Source organism: Agrobacterium sp. DSM 25558, assembly GCF_900100825.1.
Taxonomy (GTDB): domain Bacteria; phylum Pseudomonadota; class Alphaproteobacteria; order Rhizobiales; family Rhizobiaceae; genus Agrobacterium.
Genome location: NZ_FMUD01000001.1, coordinates 162,283 through 181,622 on the forward strand (window position 1 = coordinate 162,283; position 19,340 = coordinate 181,622).

General features: G+C 53.5%; 24 protein-coding genes and 1 tRNA gene. 11 read left to right on the plus strand and 14 right to left on the minus strand.

Annotated elements, in window-relative coordinates:
• The first annotated feature begins 10 nt into the window (after window positions 1–10).
• Window positions 11–310, plus strand: a complete 300-nt coding sequence (locus DSM25558_RS00830; RefSeq protein ID WP_077100866.1) for a hypothetical protein — start codon at window positions 11–13, stop codon at window positions 308–310.
• Between the two features lie 12 nt (window positions 311–322).
• The gene (locus DSM25558_RS00835) at window positions 323–1,285 is read left to right on the plus strand and encodes a site-specific integrase (protein ID WP_077100868.1); all 963 of its coding nucleotides are present in this window, start codon (window positions 323–325) and stop codon (window positions 1,283–1,285) included.
• Window positions 1,286–1,292: 7 nt separating this feature from the next.
• Here the strand turns inward: DSM25558_RS00835 and DSM25558_RS00840 are convergent, their stop codons facing one another.
• On the minus strand, window positions 1,293–1,772 hold the full coding sequence (locus DSM25558_RS00840) for a Panacea domain-containing protein (protein ID WP_077100870.1): 480 nt from the start codon (window positions 1,770–1,772) through the stop codon (window positions 1,293–1,295).
• On the minus strand, window positions 1,772–2,605 hold the full coding sequence (locus DSM25558_RS00845) for a hypothetical protein (RefSeq protein ID WP_077100872.1): 834 nt from the start codon (window positions 2,603–2,605) through the stop codon (window positions 1,772–1,774). The genes DSM25558_RS00840 and DSM25558_RS00845 overlap by 1 nt, the downstream gene beginning before the upstream one ends.
• Before the next feature lie 468 nt (window positions 2,606–3,073).
• Between DSM25558_RS00845 and DSM25558_RS28070 the strand changes: the two genes are divergently transcribed.
• Window positions 3,074–3,577, plus strand: a complete 504-nt coding sequence (locus DSM25558_RS28070; protein WP_077100875.1) for a hypothetical protein — start codon at window positions 3,074–3,076, stop codon at window positions 3,575–3,577.
• 12 nt (window positions 3,578–3,589) lie between these two features.
• Here the strand turns inward: DSM25558_RS28070 and DSM25558_RS00860 are convergent, their stop codons facing one another.
• Together DSM25558_RS00860 and DSM25558_RS00865 are read right to left on the minus strand one after the other, a co-directional pair.
• Entirely contained in the window at window positions 3,590–4,234 is a 645-nt protein-coding gene (locus DSM25558_RS00860; protein ID WP_077100877.1) for a DUF3102 domain-containing protein, read from the minus strand.
• Between the two features lie 131 nt (window positions 4,235–4,365).
• Window positions 4,366–5,190 (minus strand): hypothetical protein, encoded by an 825-nt coding sequence (locus DSM25558_RS00865; protein ID WP_077100879.1) that lies wholly within the window; start codon window positions 5,188–5,190, stop codon window positions 4,366–4,368.
• Between the two features lie 186 nt (window positions 5,191–5,376).
• On the opposite strand from DSM25558_RS00865, the gene DSM25558_RS00870 reads away from it, so the two are divergent.
• Window positions 5,377–5,766: a hypothetical protein gene (locus DSM25558_RS00870; RefSeq protein ID WP_077100881.1), complete on the plus strand. Its 390-nt coding sequence runs from the start codon at window positions 5,377–5,379 to the stop codon at window positions 5,764–5,766.
• Between the two features lie 484 nt (window positions 5,767–6,250).
• Here DSM25558_RS00870 and DSM25558_RS00880 read toward each other — a convergent pair whose 3' ends face one another.
• Window positions 6,251–8,974: a hypothetical protein gene (locus tag DSM25558_RS00880; protein ID WP_077100885.1), complete on the minus strand. Its 2,724-nt coding sequence runs from the start codon at window positions 8,972–8,974 to the stop codon at window positions 6,251–6,253.
• A 231-nt stretch (window positions 8,975–9,205) separates the two neighbouring features.
• On the opposite strand from DSM25558_RS00880, the gene DSM25558_RS00885 reads away from it, so the two are divergent.
• From DSM25558_RS00885 to DSM25558_RS00895, 3 genes are all read left to right on the plus strand, one after another.
• Entirely contained in the window at window positions 9,206–9,613 is a 408-nt protein-coding gene (locus DSM25558_RS00885) for a hypothetical protein (protein ID WP_143239971.1), read from the plus strand.
• A 99-nt stretch (window positions 9,614–9,712) separates the two neighbouring features.
• A complete protein-coding gene (locus DSM25558_RS00890; protein WP_077100889.1) occupies window positions 9,713–9,985 on the plus strand; it encodes a hypothetical protein in 273 nt (90 codons plus the stop codon).
• A gap of 212 nt (window positions 9,986–10,197) precedes the next feature.
• Entirely contained in the window at window positions 10,198–11,193 is a 996-nt protein-coding gene (locus tag DSM25558_RS00895; protein WP_083716257.1) for a beta family protein, read from the plus strand.
• Here DSM25558_RS00895 and DSM25558_RS28075 read toward each other — a convergent pair.
• The 4 genes from DSM25558_RS28075 to DSM25558_RS00915 form a co-directional block, all read right to left on the minus strand.
• The gene (locus DSM25558_RS28075; RefSeq protein ID WP_077100892.1) at window positions 11,131–11,748 is read right to left on the minus strand and encodes a sce7726 family protein; all 618 of its coding nucleotides are present in this window, start codon (window positions 11,746–11,748) and stop codon (window positions 11,131–11,133) included. The genes DSM25558_RS00895 and DSM25558_RS28075 overlap by 63 nt on opposite strands.
• Before the next feature lie 270 nt (window positions 11,749–12,018).
• On the minus strand, window positions 12,019–12,765 hold the full coding sequence (locus tag DSM25558_RS00905) for a hypothetical protein (protein WP_077100894.1): 747 nt from the start codon (window positions 12,763–12,765) through the stop codon (window positions 12,019–12,021).
• 6 nt (window positions 12,766–12,771) lie between these two features.
• Window positions 12,772–14,592, minus strand: coding sequence for a hypothetical protein (locus DSM25558_RS00910; RefSeq protein ID WP_143239972.1), 1,821 nt, complete (start codon window positions 14,590–14,592; stop codon window positions 12,772–12,774).
• A 133-nt stretch (window positions 14,593–14,725) separates the two neighbouring features.
• Window positions 14,726–14,965 (minus strand): hypothetical protein, encoded by a 240-nt coding sequence (locus DSM25558_RS00915; protein WP_077101446.1) that lies wholly within the window; start codon window positions 14,963–14,965, stop codon window positions 14,726–14,728.
• A 114-nt stretch (window positions 14,966–15,079) separates the two neighbouring features.
• On the opposite strand from DSM25558_RS00915, the gene DSM25558_RS00920 reads away from it, so the two are divergent.
• Window positions 15,080–15,598 carry a hypothetical protein gene (locus tag DSM25558_RS00920; protein WP_143239973.1) on the plus strand — a complete coding sequence of 173 codons (519 nt, stop codon included), beginning with the start codon at window positions 15,080–15,082 and terminating at the stop codon, window positions 15,596–15,598.
• Window positions 15,599–15,602: 4 nt separating this feature from the next.
• Here the strand turns inward: DSM25558_RS00920 and DSM25558_RS00925 are convergent, their stop codons facing one another.
• The 5 genes from DSM25558_RS00925 to DSM25558_RS00945 form a co-directional block, all read right to left on the minus strand.
• Complete coding sequence (locus DSM25558_RS00925; RefSeq protein ID WP_077100899.1) at window positions 15,603–15,923, minus strand: hypothetical protein; 321 nt, start codon at window positions 15,921–15,923, stop codon at window positions 15,603–15,605.
• Window positions 15,920–16,114, minus strand: coding sequence for a hypothetical protein (locus DSM25558_RS00930; RefSeq protein ID WP_077100901.1), 195 nt, complete (start codon window positions 16,112–16,114; stop codon window positions 15,920–15,922). The genes DSM25558_RS00925 and DSM25558_RS00930 overlap by 4 nt, the downstream gene beginning before the upstream one ends.
• On the minus strand, window positions 16,111–16,272 hold the full coding sequence (locus DSM25558_RS28935; RefSeq protein WP_200800708.1) for a hypothetical protein: 162 nt from the start codon (window positions 16,270–16,272) through the stop codon (window positions 16,111–16,113). Before DSM25558_RS28935 ends, DSM25558_RS00930 begins: the two co-directional genes overlap by 4 nt.
• Window positions 16,269–16,946 (minus strand): DUF1376 domain-containing protein, encoded by a 678-nt coding sequence (locus DSM25558_RS00935; RefSeq protein ID WP_077100902.1) that lies wholly within the window; start codon window positions 16,944–16,946, stop codon window positions 16,269–16,271. The genes DSM25558_RS28935 and DSM25558_RS00935 overlap by 4 nt, the downstream gene beginning before the upstream one ends.
• 214 nt (window positions 16,947–17,160) lie before the next feature.
• On the minus strand, window positions 17,161–17,367 hold the full coding sequence (locus tag DSM25558_RS00945) for a hypothetical protein (RefSeq protein WP_077100906.1): 207 nt from the start codon (window positions 17,365–17,367) through the stop codon (window positions 17,161–17,163).
• A gap of 145 nt (window positions 17,368–17,512) precedes the next feature.
• Here DSM25558_RS00945 and DSM25558_RS00950 point away from each other — a divergent pair, with 145 nt between their 5' ends.
• The 3 genes from DSM25558_RS00950 (at window position 17,513) to DSM25558_RS00960 (ending at window position 19,310) form a co-directional block, all read left to right on the plus strand.
• Window positions 17,513–17,992 (plus strand): hypothetical protein, encoded by a 480-nt coding sequence (locus tag DSM25558_RS00950; RefSeq protein WP_143239974.1) that lies wholly within the window; start codon window positions 17,513–17,515, stop codon window positions 17,990–17,992.
• Window positions 17,989–19,143, plus strand: coding sequence for a site-specific integrase (gene xerC / locus DSM25558_RS00955; protein WP_077100910.1), 1,155 nt, complete (start codon window positions 17,989–17,991; stop codon window positions 19,141–19,143). The genes DSM25558_RS00950 and xerC overlap by 4 nt, the downstream gene beginning before the upstream one ends.
• 77 nt (window positions 19,144–19,220) lie before the next feature.
• Window positions 19,221–19,310 (plus strand) — tRNA-Ser (locus DSM25558_RS00960).
• Window positions 19,311–19,340: the final 30 nt, after the last annotated feature.

Genomic DNA, 19,340 nt, shown 5'->3' on the forward strand with positions numbered 1-19,340 from the left:
GGGGCAATGAATGAATCTGATTAAATCAGCGCTGGTGTGGGCACTGCTCCTGATCGGCGCGATCTTGATGGCTTTCTTGTTGCTGCTGTTGGTCACTTGGCTTTCGTCATCGAACGCCAAGCAAACGAACGCGGAGTGCTCAATGTTGATAATCGAAAAGAAGATCTCGCCAGAACTCATGGCGACCGAGTACCGGCGCGCGTGCATGGCGGCGAAAGGCTACGGCATGCTGCCAAGTTGCTACTTTGAGAACAACATCGTTGCCTCATGTTTCATCCCGAGATGGATGTTTTGGATCAATACTGTTTGAGGAGATTTCCGAATGCCAGCACTTACTTTGATCTCCTCGCAGCCGGGAATACAGGCTGCATCCGATCTCTCTGACGCTGCGCTCGACTATGGCCGGGCCGCCCTGTCCGAAAACACCATGCGAGCTTACAGAGGCGATTGGCTGGAGTTTGAGGGCTGGTGCGCAGATCGATCAAGATCGCATCTCCCGGCCACTCCTGCCACCGTGGCGAACTATGCTTCGTCACTAGCCGATGCTGGCAAGAAGGTGCCTACAATTGCACGCAAGCTGGCCGCTGTCCGGTTCTTCCATCGCGGGGCTGGTATGGAGAACCCTACCGACAACGCGGGCGTGGCCGCCATCCTAAAAGGCATCCGCCGTACAGTGGGCACAGCAAGCCGTCAGAAGGCACCGGCAACCGTTGACGTCATTCATGCCATGGTGGCGAGGATCGACGCGGATAGCCTTCAAGGGAAGCGTGACAGGGCTTTGCTCTTGCTTGGCTTCGCTGGTGCATTCCGCCGGTCTGAACTGGTGGCGATCACTGTCGAGGATCTGACATTCAGCGATGAGGGTGTGGACGTATTCCTGTCCAAGTCCAAGACGGACCAAGAGGCGAAAGGCCAGTCCGTTGCCATCCTCAATGGGAAGGCACTGAAACCCGCTGACAGGCTCAAGGAGTGGCTTGACGCTGCGGGCATAGTCTCCGGCCCTATCTTCCGCCGCTTCAAGCGTGGTGACCGACTATCAGACGACACGCTCACACCGCAGGCCGTGGCGCTGGTGGTCAAGAAGTATGCCGAGGCTGCTAGCTTTGATGTTGCAAGCCTTTCGGGCCATTCCCTGCGCGCTGGCTTTGTCACATCCGCAGCGGAAAACCGGGCCAGCATATCGCGCATCATGGAAGTGACCCGGCATCGCGACCCGCGCACCGTGGAAACTTATGTGCGCCGTGCCGATCGGTTTAAGGATCATGCCGGGGACGGTTTTCTATAAGACAGACTCAGGCGACAATCTTTTCTCGCTCGCCATACTCTTTTGCTTTCTGAACAAGATCGAGCGTGCTGTATCTCTCCGAGCTCGCGATCGGATGTGTAGAATAGACCAATTTAATGAAGTCTTTCCAATAGAGCCTTTTCGTCACTTCGATTATGTGGTCAATCGCGGCTTTCTCTGAAGAGGATAGCTTTGGTTTGTAACTGGTGTCCTTCATTGTGAAAGATTTTTTTGGTTGGCCGTACATGTTGCTACCTAAATCGGTGGCAAAGAGGTCGTCACGAAAAGCAGCAGTGGTTTCGACGTCCCTCACAAATGGACCGAAATTATCGAAGTACCACTTGATAGTAGATATCTGTCGACCCTCCGAGATGGCCTGCCTCCAGTCAGCAAGATAAACCATCTTCGTCAACCGAGCGTTTGATAGCTCATGCTTTGAAGGATAGTTTTGAATTATGTAAGCCATGACATCATGTATCTCAGCCATCACAAACCGCTTTCTGCCGCACTGGCGGGGTTGGGTATGTAGCTCTTCAAGTTGTGGACCATGCGTGCGAAGTCATCAGCGACGTCGTCGAGTTTACCACGTATCACGTCTTGCTGAAATTGGTTACTGTCCATCGCCTCAACAACTAGCACCGCCACCGGCGTACCAAGCACGTTATCCAGCCGCCGGACTGCGTACAGGCATGAGAGCATTCTTATCTCGGCATTTGCGTCTTCCGAGATACCATAGTGTTTTTGGTTGTAGTTGCGTCGCGCGGTTCCCGACGCAGGGATCGAGTTATCGAAGTGCCACTCTCTTTTCCAGCCTTCTGCGATGCACCCTTCATTGTCCGGATAAGATGTCCTGCCCGGGTTGCTAACCGTAGGGTCGGGTGAGTATCTTCCACATGGTATGAACCGACCTTTATCAGGATCATGCACATACAATGATATGCGAAAATTGGCACCTCTCGGGACGTCGAGCTTTCTGCTTAGATTGAGCAGCAAGCCATCGAAGAGAATGATGATGTTGTTGCCGATCTCACCCTTTTCATCCTGCTGTTTCTGTATCTCGGTTTTCAGCTTCACGAGGGTCTTTTCCCGTCTGGCCAAGTAAAGGCCGAGGATCAACGAAAAAACAGCTGAAATCAAGAACGTCCAAAATATCCGATTGCTCTCAAGCACGTCGAAGAGACCAGGCCACCGAGGGAAATCAGCTCGCATCTTTTTGTAGTCGAACGACATGATCGCGCCAGATACAAGAACGATGAAGGCCAAAATGGGCTGAACCCACACGGCTAGAAAATCTAGAAATTTGTCCCAGCGTGATTTCATTCAGAGTCCCACAACTACCTATACAGGTAAGAAGCGATTCTCTTGCAAGTGCAATAGCGTGCTAATACCACCTTGAGAAAACGTGATGTTTGCACCGAATAACTCTGGGTATTGATAATGGTCATTCTCGCTATTGATCCGCCTGCCCGTCTGTGATGCAAGCGATTGAGATGAGCAATGAGATGTATTCCCATGGATTCGATACGCGCCCGCCGGAAGCACTACGACGAAAGGCTCGGCGCGGCGTTGCGCCAACTGAATGACGCAATCCGCGATTGCCACAAGTCCGGGCTTGATGTCGACGTCAGCACTCTCACAATGCACACACAGCGTGGGCCGATGGTTCAGGTAGACTTGCGCACGTTCCGTCTGGACGGTGCCCCTCCTACCCTCAAAGTCGTTGAGAGTAACAATTTAAAGCTCTGGTAAAACGTCGACCGGCGGGGACCATCAACGGAGAGTATAAGCATGAGCCGCGCGTCATTCCGTCAAGCCGACATTGAGCGCATCATTCGGGCTGCTGAGAAAACCGGGGCGACCGTCCAAGTTGATCTGCGTTCGTTCGTCGTGACGATCTTTCCAGGCACGGGCTTGATTCCGAAGCCTGCAGCACCTCTTTTCGGGTTCCCGGACGGAAAAGAAAACTGGGACGACGACGGCCCATATGAAAAGCCCGATTCGATGGGCCGGGTCTACAGCAACGAGAGAGAACCGATATATCCGCCTCTCGATCATCGAGAACACGGAATGATGGAGCGGCTTATCGCACTTGGAGTAGGTAACAATGTCCATTCGTATGGCCATCGCAACTTCGGCCCATCGACCCAGCAGAAGCTGCTAGACCGCGGGTATGTCGAAGTTACGCATCAGCCAGACGGCAAATTCACCGATGACGAGATATGCTTGACGAAGAAGGGCCTTGCAGACTGGAAAGCTTTGGAAAAGCACCGATCAAAATATTGGTCGTTGTGATCTCGGAGATCTCTACGCCGCCGCTGACTTGGCCAATCGCATATAGCTGATGGCCGTCGCATAGCTCACGCCTGCATTCTTCTTCAGCCATGGCAGCCAATCACCACGAGACATGCTTTCCTTGACCTCAATCAACTCTCGGCCGAGTTCGATGGCCTCCTGACGTCCGATCTGGCGAGCCGACAAATCGCCCTCGGCTTTCTGGACCCGGCGAACGAAAGAATAGCTTACCTCGCGGTTTGCCTTCCTGCCCGCGCTATAATGCACCAGCATGAGATATACAGCGCCGGCAAGCGCATGCCGCATGTGGCTTTTTCCCGAAAGCTCCTGGACGTGCCACAGCACATAACCGAGCGGGACTGCATCCCAAGCCGCGTACCATGATGACAGGTCTTTCTCGATCCACTCGCTGCATGACTGCACGAGGTCACTGACCGCCCAGAGAGACGTTTCCGTAATGAGGCCTTGGTTGTTTTTCGTCTCTGCCAGCGTCGATAGCACCAGGCGCGTGTGCGGCTCACCATGCTTTGCCATGATCCGGCAGATAGTCCCTATGGCGCGTGTTTGGCCGGGGACTGGCATCTCGTTTGCGGGGATGACTTCAATCTCAAATTCTGCGCATAGGCGGCGGGCATCAGGCTCGTTTTGAAGCGGCAAGGCTGGTCTCCGGTTATCAATCTGTCATCAGTTGCATCAAGTCACGATGGCGGCGACCAATTTCGGCTAGTTCGCGCTTCATCTCGATCATCTCGCAGGTAAATCGTCCGTGCTTGTACGCACCATTCTGCTTACCCCTTGGCGCTCCTGCCCTTGCCCCGTGGAACCTGCACACGCTCTTGCCGCGCTCTGCTGGCGCCTGGCATCTGCACTTCGTCCGCTTCGACATAGCCGAGCATCGCGGCGCTAGCTGGTAGGGATAGATTGTCTTGTTCATGGGATTGCGCACCTCTTTGCTTCTTGCCCCGCCCCCCGTGGGTGACGTTGCCAACAATCGCCTGCCCGCCGCTGTGGACATGGACATGCTCGACAACCACCTTCTGATTGCCACCGTTCCTGTGCTTCCGCAGCGCTTCCATTTGGCTGGTGAAGGTCCGCATGAGCTTGTTGACTGTCCGCTCGTGGATATCGAGTTGTTCAAAGCTTTCCGATGTCAGCATTGATCGGGAATGCCGCATCGCTGCCATGTGGACGGTTGCCATTTGCGTGGCAAGAAGGGCCTCGAGGTTATCGCGCGGCTCGATACTGGCAACAGTGGAGATGGCCGCGTTCAACTCTCCGATGTCCGCGCTCTGGTCCTTTGAGACGGCGTTCGTCAGTTGGCGGATTATCCCATAAAAGAGAGTTTCATCGGTGATTCCCATGGCGTGCATCAAAACGGCCATGCCGATCTCCTGCCGAGGGTGATCAATCGCCATCTTCAAAATGCCATTCATGGCCTTGTACTGAGGCAACTTGACAGTATCGAGGAATGCTCGTGCCGCCTCGATTTCATGAGGCTTGATCTCATACTCTTCAGAAAGCTCCGCATCGACCTGGGCAGGCGTCTGGCCTTGGGAAAGACGAACGATGCGCTCAATCTTCTGCTGTCGAGAATTCCCGTTATCGCTAGTCATCTTCGCCTCGATCTATTGATGAGGCTTTACTCTACCATCCTGCGGCTATCCAAATGCTCTGAAATGTCTGGAAGCGTTTGGCGGCACTAACATTCGGAAAATTTGTCGTTTGATCTTCGCCGCTCAAATCGACTCGACAACTCACGCGCGATTTGCTTCATTCTTCGGAGTAACCGGGGGTAATTCATGAAATCTAAAATCGCTACCGTGGCGCTTTTGTCAGCGCTTCTGTCTTCCTGCGTCACGGCAGAACAGGCAACGCAAATGTACGGCGCTCAAACGCCTGCGTCACCGGTCATCAGGGCCGCTATCGTGGAGCACGTTCGCAATACCTTCTTTGATCCATACTCTATACGGGACGCCGAGATATCAAATCAGCTCAGGCTTAGCTCATTGGGTGTCGACGTAGTCTGCTTCAAAGCCAACGCTAAAAACAGAATGGGCGGTTACATTGGTCGGAAGGCCGTTTCTGTGCGCATCAAAGACGGTAAGGTCAATAGCTGGGTTGAGGAGGCTACTGGCTGCTCTGATCCGCGTTTGAAGTACGAGCCTTTCCCCCAGCTAGAGAACCTATAATGAGAAGAGACGCAGCCAATCTTTCGATCATTCTGTTGGCTGTGTCTCTCGCGAGTTGCAATGCCATGAGCGTTCAATACGTGGACTCCACAGGGAGACGCGGCACTGGCACCACAAACATATCTGCAGTGCAGACTGACGGAACATTCTCAGTCACCGACAAAGGAGCGACATGTTCCGGCAAGTTCCCATCTTGGCAGCAGATGACCGTTGTGTTTCCGGTCCACTGCACAGACGGCCAATCTGGCTCCGTCACCATGACGCGCTCGGCCAGCGGGTCGATTGCTGGCGAAGGCACTATGCAACTGGCTTCTGGTGAGGTGCGTCGGTTTGTGTTTGGCAAAGCCAGGTGATGCCCGGGCCGCTGTACGTCGCGTACAGTCGCCATGGTGGTCTCCTGAGGTTTTGGGGGTTAGTTGCCGATGGCGCGGACGGTGCGTCCGGGGGAAAAGCCATTGTTTTGGAAAATGGACCTCTCCCGTTTTTAGTTTGCCACTCCTTTGGGTTGGCGGCTTTCCAGATCTTGGACCTTTTTTTTAAGGCTCTCGACTTCATCTACGAGAAGACTTACTGCCGCCCAAAGATATGGGGTGCGCTTGCCTTGGTCTATGCCCCACGGCTGATATGCAGCAGTGATGATTTCCGGGAATACCTTGGCGGCCCCCTCTTTCATTTCTGAAATTGGGGAGCCGCCTTCGTCCACTATCCAACTGTCATCCGCGCTGCATTCCTCGCTCGTGAATGGGTTCATGTACCATTTGCTTTCTGCGGAACATTCCTGATGCGTCCGAGGGTCAAAATAGAAGCCCCTCGAAGCGAGGTCAGCAGAAAGCGCATAGGACGTTTGCGCCCCCCAGCCAATTGCGCGCGTGCCGCCGTGCTCTTCATCCCAATCGAAAACCATGACGGGGTCTGCCTTGATCAATTTAATGGCAGCGATAGGATCATATTCACCCCGGAAGGTTTTCCACTGCTCATCCGAAGACGTATTGTAAGCCGTCGCTCCAGCCGAAACGGTGATCGTTCCCACGATTGTGTTGATGCGTGAGAAGCCTTGCACAGCACCGTCGCCGTCTCTGTTGACGAACAAGGACGCCGCACCTTTTCCGGAAAGCATAAGGGCCGGGTTTTGGCCCGATGGGACCTCATAAAGACCAGACCCCATGAATGCCGACTGAAGAATCGAGTTTGTTCCGCCGTTCGACATCCGAGCGACACGAATTCCAATGAAGTTATTTCCGGCACCAAAAGTATTTGAGCTGGAAGTGGACGCTGGCGCGATAGCTATTGACAGATTTTGGAACTGGTTATCGTCAACCGTGAAATTTCTGGTAGTCAGAATGCCAGTAGTGTCGAGAAGGGAAATTCCGGTAAGCACCACGTTAGCGTCGCTGGTCACATTACCCCGAATTGTATTGCTGGTCACATTTCCGCTATCGACGCTGTCAAGAACGACGAGGGATACGAGAGGCGCTCCTGTGCGCCCAAAGCGATAGGAAATTTCGTTTTCAGACATAAGCACTTGTCGAGCGCGCCTTACTGATATCTGAATGTTAGATACCCCGATATGGTTTCCTCCAATACGATACTGATTAACTCTCGTGAGAGGGTTGTCGATGACAAGGCCATCAAAGCACACTTGGAGATCGTTATCCGCGAACCACACGCCCTCAACGTTGTAGATAGCTACAGCAGTTTGGAAACCGAAGATGACGTTCTGGTTGATGTGCAGATTAGCCAAAGTTCTAGTGGACTGATCAGGTATTTCGATGCCGTAATGACTTTCGAAGTCTGATGATGCAAGATCGCCGCCGACATATATGCCTTGGATCATATTTCCTTCGACTCTCGCTCCAAATTGGAAGTCAAGGCGAATTCCCCGTACAAAACCCTGCGACGAGACTGTCTCACCGCGAATATCGTTGCGGAATATGTTGCAACGTGGGTCGAAATAGGGGATGGGCAAGGCGCTCAAAGAGAGCCAGGAGATATCGATTGCCGTACCTGTACTCCCGCGGGTCCATAGGCCGATATCCGTGATAGAAATGTAGTCTTCCCACGTCGTAGGTACTACTTTGATACCAAAGCCAGAAGCAGATGCCCCCCAAATGATTTTCGACTTGTCGCGCCCTCGCCCTACTAAGACGGTTGGGCCGTAAAAAACGATCTGGCTCTTGGAAAAGTAAACTCCATCAAGATCAACCGGACGACCAAAAGCTTGAGCAGCCATTATAGCGGGGGCATCGTCAGTAATGCCGTCTGCACGCGCACCAAACATGACAGGATTAACCGTGGTCGCAACCAACTCCCACCACACTCCATCCGCCGTCTGAAATTTTCCAAGATGTTCAGGCTCGTTGTCGACCTTAGCGTAGAGCGCACCGCCGCCATCGCCAGCAGCATGGTAGCCATTCACGCGAAGAACATTAACGCCAACGGGGATTTCTATTGCAGGCATACCAGCAACCGTAGCGTATATAGGAACGTTTCCCTGCGACACCGCATCGCTAGCGTAGCCAGCGGCGGTATCACGCGCCGCCTCAGACCGATAGGCCTCATCACGAGCTCGGTCGGCTTCAGCTTCGGAACTGTTCGCTGCGGCAACCGCCTTGTCCCGCGCCTCGTAAATAAGGCTAGCAATCGCTTCATCATTCGCGAGACGGTATGTAGCCCCGGTAATTACACCATAGACAACCGAGCCGCCGGCGAGATTTCGTACATCTTCGCCACTGTTCGTCTTGATGGTAAGTGGCGCTCCACCATTGAAGGAGACGGTGACAGGAGAAGCGGTGTTAGTCGCCGCGATAGGCAAAATCACTAGCGCGCTAGAAGATACAGGATTAGACGTGGTGGCCTGAATAGCGTTCGGAGTGCCAGCGCCGGGGTTAGACGCAACGATGAACGAGAAGGGCAGATCGAGAATTCGTGTCCAGCTTCCCGAACCGGAGACGCCGTTTTTTCGGTAGATGCCGTTGTTAGCCACGGTCGGATCATTGTAGACCCAGGCCGTGACGTCGGCTCCTCGTGCCAAATCGGCGTCAAGCTGCGCCTTAGTCGCCTTGGCGATAGATCCCGCTCCAGCGCTGAATGCATCTATCGCTTGCTCGACCTGTTTGAAGATACGACGGATGGCTGGCTTCTCTGGCTGGTAAGGTGCAGCCATAGGACCATCAGCAAAGACGATGTCGGCGTTCGGGTTCAGGGGCATAGAGGCTCCATCTAAGGGATTGCCCACGTCTCCGACGTTGGCGAGCGCCTTGCCTAAGGGCGGATCGGGCAGCGGTCAGAGCCGCAAACTTTGTTGACTCCATAAGACCATTTCCGGTCAGCAATTAGTATTGGAAGCGTCTGGAAACGTGTGACGGTTATGGGGAGTTTTCCGGCGAAGGTTGCAAAGCGCCCTTCTCTATTCTACCAAATTGGGTCTGGGGGACCCATCATGAAGAAATCAACTGCATTGGTGCTATTCGCAATTTTGGCTACGGGCTGCTCCACCAGCACCGCTGACCTCGAAAAGAAAACTGCGGCCACTGCACAAACACTGACATATTCTGAGAATTACCAAGAGATTTACAGACGGGTTTACACAGCATCGTCAAGATGTGTCGCTGGCAACATCAACGCCTACGCGTCAATGAATGTCGACGCTCAGCTCTACAACGAACTCGGTTATGGCGAGATCACTGGATCCTTGGTGAATGTCGGCGTCAGAAATTATTACTGGAAGGCAAAGATCGAGCGTGCTGGTCAAGGCTCGAAAATGACCATTAATTCTGGGAACACTCTCGGAGCCAACGCAACTATGAAAAAAGTTCTGAGTTGGGCATCAGGGGATCAAAGCTGCTGATGGCGTTTTCCAGCGAACCGGTTGCGGTGATGTCTAGATTTGGGTGAGGTGCAGCTTTCATCAATGCGCATCGACTTGAGAAACTTTTGGGAGATTGGAATGGGGCATAACGACCACATCGATTTTGATATGATTGAGCGCATCGAGCATTTTACCGGCACAGGCGAACTGGAGCCGGGTACAAGGGAACACGGCATTGCCCTCTTTGTTGCCGACAATGGCGTTGATGCGCTTTCGCCAAAGCAAAGAACTGTCTGGGACAAAGCTATTGTTCCAATCCTTTCCCAGCCGATGAATGATGAAGAGCGCATGCAGTTGGCAATAGAGCGCGACTGGGAGGACGAGGCACGTTACAACTCAACTGATAAATGAGATTTCTGCACGAAGAAAGGCGCGCCTTCAAGTACGCCCGGTTACCTGGTTTGATACTTGGGTTAACTCAATGAAGGGGTAAGTTAGAAGCGCCTTTTTAAAATGCTATTTATACACATTAATCGCGTTTTACTTGAATTGACACAGCCCCCACGACTCACGCAGGTTGCATTAGCAACTCGTTAGGTTGTTTCCATGATGAGGGGGGCTTCATGCCATACGCTTACAGACCAATGCTAAAAACCAAAGCCGGAGAAGCCGTCGCGCTCGGGCAATTGGCTGCCAACCACAAAGACAGGATATTCCCGATTTTCCAAGTCGGAGAGCAACCTCCAGCCACGTTTGCCAATAAGATGTCAAGCAATTGGCTGGGTCGAGGAGCAGCGTTAGACGGACTCTACAACTACAACTTCACAGGTACGACTGTTGCCTTTGACACAGTCTTCCAAGCACTCGTTGCCGCGGGTATCCCTGTTATCCCTTCCCTCGAGATTTCCGCTCCTTCGGCTTATGTCAGTGCCGTTTCTCAGAAAGTGGGAATAGCCGCGCTTGGACTGGTTTTGCGCTGCAGTCTCGCATCGCTGCCAAACAGCCAAGCCTTTGCCGCGAGCCGCGGTTGGCCAACCACTTCAATTGATCTCATCATCGAGCTTGGGCACATCGCTGAGTTTGACCCTATCACCCTCGCAGCATATGTCGGCAACACGATAGGCTTACATGTCGCACCCAACACGTGGCGATCCGTATCTCTTTCAGCGTCCTCTGCGCCGAAGGACTTTGGCGGGTTGTCGCACGGGGTGAATATTGTTCCGAGGCAAGAATGGGCAATTTGGAATGCTCTGGTCCAGTCACCCGCTCAACCTATCGACTACTCAGATTTTGGTGTGTCACACCTCGATCTAACGGAGCCGCCCGGCTACGCTATGGCAAACGCCACCGTGAGCGTGCGTTACACAGCCGCCAATTACTGGATTATGATAAAGGGCAGAGCCACTAGTGGGCCTCAGGGCATAGCAATGGGGCAGCAGTACCTTAGCCATGCACAGGCACTCGTCGCAAGGCCTGAGTTCAACGGCGTGCACCCTTGCTGGGCTGATGGCAGGATAACGGCTATTGCAAACGCGGCATCGACGCCTGGAGGGAGATCACAGTGGGTGGAGATCAACACTAATCGCCATCTTGCGTTCGTCGCTCAGAACCTGCCGTAACCAATTCGGCCTTTGTTTTAGCACCGATCTTACTTCTGAGCAAAGATCGGCAATCGGAAGACGCTGGCTCAATTCTTGAGCCAGTTTCTCGGACCCAGCGCTCTTGAAACCTTTAGTCCCACCCCAGCGAGCAAGACAGTCTATAGCTTCTTCTCTCCACAAAAGTCGGGCTACCTGCAGAGGATCTATTGCTGGATTTAAGCTACTTTCACGATAGGTGCTCAACACTACGCCATCAGAGGCGTCCGCAGCTGTAATCACACCCCACCAATCAGGTATAAGTGACATTGCCTTGGCTTGGTGCTTGTCTGCTACGACAAGTGTGACACGATCAAACACGCGGTCATACAGCACACGCTGGGCTGGAAGCCGCTGCAAAGTGTCTTTTGCACTCTTCAGCTCAAAACCGTGCATTTCTCCGTTTATCACGGCGACATCAACTCTAACGGCTCCCGCCCAGATGCCCATTTCTTCGATAATCATCGTATCGCGATCATTCGAATGCAAACCGACAAGATGGTCGCAGATCGCTGATCTTACATCGGCATCTCTCATGTAACCCTCCGTCGCATGTCGGGGCGTGCACTACAGGATTTTCCCGCCACAGCAAAGACTAATACAAATCTTTCATTTCGCTATGGCTCAGCTCTCAGTATTTTCATGGTATACATTTCGGAGCTTGCGCTGAAATGGTGATGTGCATGCCGCCGCTGTAAGTCGCTTATAGTGGCCATGGTGGTCTCTGCAATGGCTCCTGGAATCACGGTTCAAAGGCCGAGTTAAAACACCTCGCAATCTTGCCAATTTCCTGTTTTTTGCGCCACTTCAGCAAGCAGTCCTCTTACGTTTCTCGCGGTCGGCGGTGCGCCGCTGCTGTCGGTTCATGTTAGGAAATTGTTGCAAAGTGCGATGCTCTACGAACGGCGCTATCTGCTGGCCGATTTTGTCGTCCCACCTGTGGATGGTCTTAGTCGAAACGCCATGGGCATCGACCACTGTAAAATCGATCTGTCCGCCGACCAGGTGAGCAGGCGCTGTAAAATCTTCACCGGCCACACGAGTTACCGAAGCCTCGCGGTAGAACTGCATCATCGGAATGGCGATAGCTCTGAGATATTCGCTCCATGGCTCCGATTGATCGCGCAACCTGATACCCATCTCACTGAGACCGGCGCTTGCTGTGGCACATGAGCTTGCTAGGCCTGGATGCTCAAAGTCCAGAACGTCTGCATCGCTTCTGAATATCAAGCGATGGGGGCCATTCTTTTCAGACATCCCGGCGATCGTCGCTTCGATCCTCATCGAGGGTCTGCGGTCTGCAAATTTGTGCAGTTGGCTGGTCATCCAAGAGACGGCGTTATCAAAACCAAGCCGATCAACAGCTAAGATGAACTTTTCGGAAAAGTAATTGCCAAGGTCTCGCGATCCTCGTGTTGCGACGGCCACTCGCCCCGAAGATGAAGCCATTACCTTCCGCTCTACACGGGTCAAAATGTTTTCTTCGCTGTAAACCGCCCCATCAGTGACGATGAACACGGCTTCTGCTGTTTCGATTGATACGACTGCGCTCATGATTTTTCACTCCTTGTTTTCAAGATCGAAACCAGAGGAGAACCCTGTCTGGTCGTAGGCATCACACAATGCGGCAAGAGCCTGTGTCTTCTCGTGGATGAGACTGAGCTCTTTCTGATCAACCTCAGTGCCTGTGCGAGCGGCCTCTGCTCTTAAGGCCGACGTCAATTCATATTCGCGACGAAGAGCCGCCGCTGCGCCGCCAGTCTTGCCGATGAGGTCGATTTCAACCTGTTGGTCGAGAAGCATTTTTTCGAGGTTACGCTGACGATCTCTCTGCCCATCGATGATAGCTTGGTTGGCGCGGCGATAGGAAAGCTCAACCTGCTGATTGATGCGTTCCTCGCGAGTTGCGGTGTCCTCTCTGGCTGGGTCAACTGGTTCGGCCTGTAGTCGGCGGCGTTCAGCATCAGCAATGGCTCGGGGGGAACGGGCTCCGATGCCGGAAAGCTCTGCCTCATAGCTGCGGCTCCGGTAAAAGCGACTTTCGTTATTGCTCCGTTGATAGGATTGCTGACTGAGCGCAGCATCCATTCGTGATCTCTCGATCGTGAGTTCGCGCTGCCGATTGTTTAACTGCTGAAGGGCGTCGGCAGCCTCTGTGGCCTCTTTCGTGAAGCCGAGCAGCGTCTGAGCTATTTTCTGGAGCTTTTTATCCGATGGATCTGAGTTCGCTATCTCCTGAATGTTCTTGTTGAACTCAAGAACTTCCGGGTTGCCGGAGTGGATTTGATCCACGAGAGCCTTAACGGCACCTGTGAATTTGCCAAACCTAGCTGTAGAATCTTCACTGCCGATCGAGGATGCGCCGAACCCTTCAAAATCAAACTGAGACGCGTTGACAGAAGCGCCCGCCTGCCCAAGGAAACTGCGCATGTTCTCACGCAAGGTCTTTTCGAGGTTAGTTCGGTCTTGATTGGCGAAGAACCCAATAGCCGTTTGCGCCCGCTGGCCGAACTGCGCGCCGGACTCGCTGGCAGCGTCATAGAGGCCTTTGATCCGCTTGAGAGTGTCTTCGTGCTTGGCAAGCACATCCTCAAATCGGCTTGTGCTACCGACTGCCGAAAGCATACCCGAACCAAGCGAGATAGCCGCAGCAGCAGCAGTCGTGAAGCCGATAGCGGCAAGCGATGCCGGTGTAGCGATCGAAGCCAGACCGGCACCAAGCGTTGCAAGCGCACCCTTAATGCTTTGCCCGCCGACAGCCTGCGCCAACTGTGGACCCTGCTGTAGCCCGACCATAGGCGACGACATATAGGGTGCGGTCTGAAGGATATCGAATAGCTGATATCCCACGTTTGCGGGGTTGCTTTGATTGCCGAATGATCCACTACCGCCGACACCCGCTTGCTGGCGACCTTTTAGCGCAGCAATGCTGCTGAGCGCCGCTTGTCGCTCTCTGCCGATTGCGGATGCCATCTCATCTGCGGAAATGGCTCCCAGCCGTTGCGCTTGGCGGATTTCACCGAGGACAGTCTTATAGTTGTTCAACACCGTGAACACAGGATTGAACTTGCTTCGAAGCCTGTCCAGTTCCTGACCGTAGGCAGCGATGTCTTTGCTGCGATCCCCGAATGAGGAACGGACGTTGAGCGCGCTTTCAATGCGCTTGGATAGGCTCTCAGCATTTGCAGCAGCCACACCCAAGGCTTGGCTGATTTGCACTCCCGCGCCCGCAACTCTCGTAACCGCCCTTGAGGCAGATGAGCCCATCCGGTCTACAGCAGTTTCTGTTCTGCCAGCCGCGGTCACAAGTCTGTCAAGTGCTGATTCCGCGCTGGACGCTGGCGAACTGTCGATTGCGAACCCGAGGGTGGCTGTTGTCATGTGGATAGCTCCCGATAACCGTGTTTCTCGCTAGCTTTTGCGGTCGAACCCACCACATCGGATACCTTAGGAGTTTGTCTCGCATGCTCCGCCCTCAGGCACTGGATCTCTACACGGCTGGCGCACTTTTTACTCATGCCGCGCTCTGCATGTCTGAGGAGATATCACCGGGTTCAAAGACACCTGAGAAACGGCTACCAGAGGCGCTGAGCTTCTCAGCTGTGGCGGTAAGCACGAATTCATTGACGGATACGCCTGCTCGGCTTGCGGCGGCGAACAGAGCTGATCTAAAGCCAGACGTGACCCTGCCGCCGTTCAACATCACGTTGACGATGGGCTCTCTCTGCTTTCGCTGCTTGGCGATGGTTGGCATTGCCGCGGTCTCCTGATCTGTTGTCCAGAAGCAGAAGACCATAATTATTAAGCTTTGCGGATTGGAAGCATTCGGTAATGTGTTGTCGGGATGAAGAATAACAGGGAGGCAAATATGCAAACGACAGATCTGAAAATTAAGAAGCTCTCAGAGACGATGCCTGGGGAGCTAGTGCGTTTGTCGGCTCTAGGTCGTGCGCCACGTTTTTGCATCGTAATGGAGCAAAAGAGGGAGAACGCGATACTAGCATGCCTAGAGCCTATTGCCGGCGTGGTAGATCGACCGTTCCACTTTTTTCCTTCCAACAATCTCAACGCGGTATCTTTCGGTTCCGATTGGTTTCTTGATATTGAGTTAGACCATGAGTTCTATCCGGGATCACAGTCCATGCGGTGGGGATCAGGGGCCCTGAAACTGCAGGGAACGGAGTGGGTCCTCAGCATTCATCAGATGCCAACAGCCTATCAACTCTCAGAACTTTTCTTCAACTTGTCGTCAAATGAAATAACGGAAATGCCTGCCGTATCAACATCGGCACCAATCTCGCAATGGAGAATTTGGAAAGATCGAGAAGCCGCGACGTTGCCCGATGGAAAGCCTCTGGTGACTGTTCAGGCAGTTGAGGTGAATTGAACGTTCAAGGCAGCCCGAGATGATCGAAAACGCGGCGAACGCGTGGGTGGTCGCGCTTTCCATCTCTCAAAAGGTTAAGCGCGATAATGTCGCCGTGGATGACCATCTCCAACGCTGGCGCTGATATCTCTAACGGCGCTCCTGGCTTGGTTTGTCTGGCAATTCCGAACTCTTTGCATAGATCACGCACTGTTTTGTCGGTTTTGCCAGAGACATGAACTGCGGTCTTAAGATTTATAACCTCGTCCTTGCGCATCAAGATCGGCGCGAGGCCGGCACCTTCGCATTCGAGCAACTCTCGCGTGGTGAATAGCGTCTCGGTCAAAACGTGCCTCCGATGATATTCTCCTGCGCCCACGCAACGTATCGATCGAGCACAGAGCCAGCATCTTCGCCGGTGCATTTGCGGTAGGCTTCCCGTGTTGGCTGGTGCCGGATCGCCCATGCAAGGGCCTCAGGATTAACCGGCTCATAGCTATCGGGAATAACACTTATCGTGACTGGTTCTGCCGTCATGCCACGTTCCTTTTCAACGGTATCAGGTCGCCACCACCTTTCGGACGGGGGATATTGTAGATTGTCTCCATCGCTGCCTTATGGATCAGCGACGGAACGAGGTTGATCACGTTACTCGGCTTTGCGTCTGCCCATTCAAACAAGTTGAGCTGCGTCATGCGATGGCCCTCGCGTTCACTTCCCACGCTTCGATGTCGAATGGTGTAAGATGCCCCTCCATCAGCATGCCGAGGCAACGCTTCAGTTCTTCAGGTGGACACCCGCGGCTCAGAATGAACGATTTCCCTTCATCAATGGTCTTTGGAACCGGGAAAGGTCGCGTATACGTATCCTTTCTTCCTTCATCATAAGCCCGACTTTGTGACGGTGCCTGTGCCGTTGATGTTGAAGATGATTTTGATTGTAAAGGTGATGGTGATTGTGGTGGTGATGGTGTTTCGTTTAGCTTTCCATCAGCTTTGCCGTTAGCTTTAGCTGTAGGTTTCGTTTCGGTTTCATTTAGGTTTTCGCCAAGCTTCCGAGGGCGGCCACCTTTCTTGCCATTTTCCACTTTGGTCTGTCGTAATGCCTCAGACTGAACGCGCAGTTCTGCTGTCTTAGAATGCAGCCAGACCCAGTCAAACAAAGGCGCTAAGGCGTTTCTGATGCCTGGCCACTGCTCCCGATCAGCCATGCATATCCGGCGAAGTCTCTCATCGTCGGTCGGAAGTTCGCCGTGTTGCCATTGATGAAGGCGAAGCCTGACATGACATCCATATTCCTCGGGGCTTAAAGCGGAGGTTTCTGCGAGCTCGTCGCCGATATAAATCTGCATCCATGGGAGGTGGCTCATCCGTGTGCCCTCCGCCAAACCCGGTATTTACCCGCTTGGGCGCATGCCTCGGTTGCCTCAAGGGCAGTCAGGCCGAACCGCTCGCGAAGAGCTGAGATAACAGAGGTTGGTGCAGGGTTCTGCTCGGCTAGCCACTGCGCTGCCTGAATGACAGCCTCACTGTGTGCTGCGCTGCTTGCCCCCGGCCCTCCGCTGTTGTGGTGTACCGATCCTGTCATGCAGCAGCTCCAATTCGAGCCTGAAGGCCGAGTTTCGCAGCCAAGGGCGCAACAGGGACAACGATCCGCCCCCCGATCTTGATAGTTTCGAAGTCTCCTTTTTCTGCGGCGTTGTATGCTGCATTCCGAGCGAGTCCGAAAAACAAGCGACCAGCGTCCGGTACCGAAATGGTGGGGCTTTTCAGCGCTTCTTCCAAAGTCATCAACGATCTCCAAATTATCGGCGTTAACGGCGCGACTTGTGCCGTTTTTTAATCATTGATCGTTCGAAGTATTTCGTCAAGCGCTACTTGTGCTTTTTGTGCCGTTTTTTTATGCTCCATGTGAAGTGATATTTAAGGGTGTGAAATGGTAAAACCTCGTGAGAACCGCGTTCCAATCATGATGTCCGAAGAAGAACTCCGCGCGATTGATGATTGGCGATTCGAAAATAGGATTGCCACCAGATCAGACGCGGTTCGGAGATTGGTCCAGATAGCATTACGGTTCGAGCGTCAGTTCGACTCCCTTCACTCTGAAGCGCGAGCCTTAACTGAGTTCGTTCCCCAAACTATCGACCAGTTGAACAAGGACATGAACCAGCCCGATAAGGAAGCGTGGGACGCGTCAGTTGGGTTGCAGGTTTTAATTGCCCTTTTGAACCAGAGCGAAGGTCAGAAAAGGCTACTATCGATCCTTTTCGGCGTTCTGGGCGAGTCTGCGACCCTCAAGGACGAGCAAGCAACAGCTTCGGCAATCGCCCGAACGGACGAGGCTGCTGAGGAATATTACAAGTCTATCGATGAACTGCTCAGTCCGCTTGTCAATAAATGGGAGGATCAAAAGTGAAGGGGCACATAACAGAGCGATCCCCAGGCAAGTGGGGAATTGTCATTGACGTCCCCGATCCAGAGACAGGCAAGCGACGTCGCAAGTGGCACACCTTCCACGGCACAAAAAGACAGGCTGAGACCGAATGCGCCCGGCTGGTTGCTGAGGTGAACGGCGGCAACTATGTTGAACCGGCAAAGACGACAGTGCGCGATTACTTCATCCGGTGGCTGAAGCACGAGAAGTCGAACGTCTCGCCAAAGACGCATCAGCGTTACGAGGAATTGCTTCTGAAGAACGTGGCACCTGTAATCGGTGCCCTCACTCTCAATAAGCTCACCGCCGCCCGTATTGATGGTGCATGGGGCCATCTTCTGGAGAGTGGTCGAAGAGACGGGAAAGGCGGTCTATCGCCTCGTACGGTCCACCATTGCCGCCGCGTGATGCTGACTGCAATGGATCAGGCAGTGAAGTGGGATTTACTAAAGCGCAATCCTGTGGCTCTCACTCGCCCGCCGAAGGTCGAGAAGCAGCAGATGGAAGCGTTCGATGCCCCGCAGACAGCCATCATGCTCGATGACTTTCGAGAGAACCGTGTCTTCATCCCTGCCCTTCTCGCCGCACTGTGTGGACTGCGCAGAGGCGAAATATTGGCCCTTCGTTGGAGAGATATCGATATGGCGGCCGCAACCATCGCTGTCAGGCAAAGCGCCGAGCAAGTAGGCACCGTTGTCCGTTACAAAGAAACGAAGTCTGGCAAGTCTCGCGTGGTTGCACTGTCCTCATCGGTGATCGAGGAATTAAAGCGCCACCGGCTTGCCCAGGCGGAGGAACAATTGAAGATCGGGATCAGGCCAGATGATGCTTCCTTTGTCGTCGCACAGATCGACGGCAGCCCCTTGAAGCCGGTCTCGCTTACACACGAGTGGACGCGCTTGCTGGCGAAAACCTCCCTACCCCGAATCAGGTTTCACGATCTTCGGCACTCGCACGCGACACAGCTGTTGGCTGCCGGTGTCCACCCAAAGATTGCCAGCGAAAGACTCGGACACTCTACAATCGGCATCACGCTAGACCTCTATTCGCATGTCATGCCGGGGATGCAAGCAAACGCAGCAGAGCAGGTTGACGCCGCTATTCAATCTGCTAGAAAGCCAGCCACCAAATGATTGGGTAGCAAAGCGGTAGCAAGCGCCGTTTTCGAGAAGTTAAACAGACTAAGATTTCTCAACTATATCAATCACATGGATGGGTGTCCGAGTGGTTTAAGGAACCGGTCTTGAAAACCGGCGTGCGTGAGAGCGTACCGTGGGTTCGAATCCCACCCCATCTGCCACAATCATATGATTATGCATGGCAATTCTTG